This window comes from bacterium endosymbiont of Bathymodiolus sp. 5 South (genome assembly GCF_900128535.1).
In the GTDB taxonomy this organism is placed as follows: Bacteria; Pseudomonadota; Gammaproteobacteria; order PS1; family Pseudothioglobaceae; genus Thiodubiliella.
On record NZ_FQTR01000349.1, the window covers coordinates 1 to 1,112 of the forward strand.

Below are 1,112 nucleotides of genomic sequence, written 5' to 3' on the forward strand. Positions count from 1 at the left end.
TTTGTTGGGGTTTTATAGTTGTTGGTATCTTGGCTAGAGAGGATGTTAAGATTTTGACTGTTTATGTTGATTTGTCCATTATTTGTGTTGGCTGCGTTATCTGTGTTGGCTTGGAGGTTTGAGCCAACAATAGTGGTGGTTTTGTTTGGAGTATTAAGGTTTGTATTAGCAATGGCTGGAGTTGTTGCTAGGGTTGTGATTAAGGTTAAAATTGATATTAAAAATGGGTTTGGCATTTGGTTGTTTTAATGAGTTTTGGTGGTTTTTTGTTTTAAAAATAGTGGTTTTGTTTTTAATGAGAGGGTGGGGTTATATTTTTACGATAAAAGGGTAGCGTCCCATTTTTTCTCATTTTTATTACATCATTTTTTAGGTATTTCATGCGAATATGGATTTCTTACAAATTTTTTATTCTTTTTATCTGCTACTTTATATTTAATATAATTATTTTTTGCATCATTCAAACTAGGATCGTTTGCACCACCACTAAAGTTAGGATCATAATTTTGAACAACATCATCCTCCCAAAAACAAACATCACATATTTCATATGTATCTCTAGTATTTTCACCTAAAGTTAAATAACCACAACATTGACAAGGATACATTATAGCTTTCTCCAGTACTCTACACCTTTTCTTGGTTTAAATATCGTTGCAGGAACGCCTTTTCTTTTTATTGCAAATGTATTGCTTTTAGGGTTATAAAAAAGTTTATCTCCATTAGGGCGTTTTTTCATTAAAGTTCCTTTTGGTGGCTTAGTTATAAAGTTTTTAGCAAATGTAACATATTGTTTTGCATTTTGAACATTTGGAAAGTCTTTTTTATGATTCTTATAATGACTAAAAGCATTTTCCACTCTACTCTTTTGTTTAGTTTTAGTCCAAATCCCTTTATTCTTTACTTCACCAGCAACAGTTTTAGCACTGTTTTTGATACCACTCTTAATTGCACGACCAGCAACTTTACCAACAACGCTACCACCTAATCCACCTCCTGCAACATCAAAAATAATATCGCCACTTTTTGCGTATTGCCCCCAAGAGTTTAATGCCCCTCCTGTTTTGCCATCATCATGCAATCCCATCGCTGCATTGATAGCTGTATTTTGA

General features: G+C 33.1%; 2 protein-coding genes and 1 pseudogene. All 3 read right to left on the reverse strand.

All coding sequences use genetic code 11. The features are described 5' to 3' along the window. Positions 1 to 236: hypothetical protein (locus BBROOKSOX_RS11405; RefSeq protein WP_139661980.1), on the reverse strand; the 236-nt coding region annotated here is incomplete at its 3' end. A 126-nt stretch (positions 237 to 362) separates the two neighbouring features. Continuing rightward, positions 363 to 611, reverse strand: a complete 249-nt coding sequence (locus tag BBROOKSOX_RS11410) for a CPCC family cysteine-rich protein (protein WP_180324042.1) — start codon at positions 609 to 611, stop codon at positions 363 to 365. Further along, positions 608 to 1,112, reverse strand: a pseudogene (locus BBROOKSOX_RS11415) (hypothetical protein); the annotation flags it as partial. The pseudogene BBROOKSOX_RS11415 and the gene BBROOKSOX_RS11410, both read right to left, overlap by 4 nt.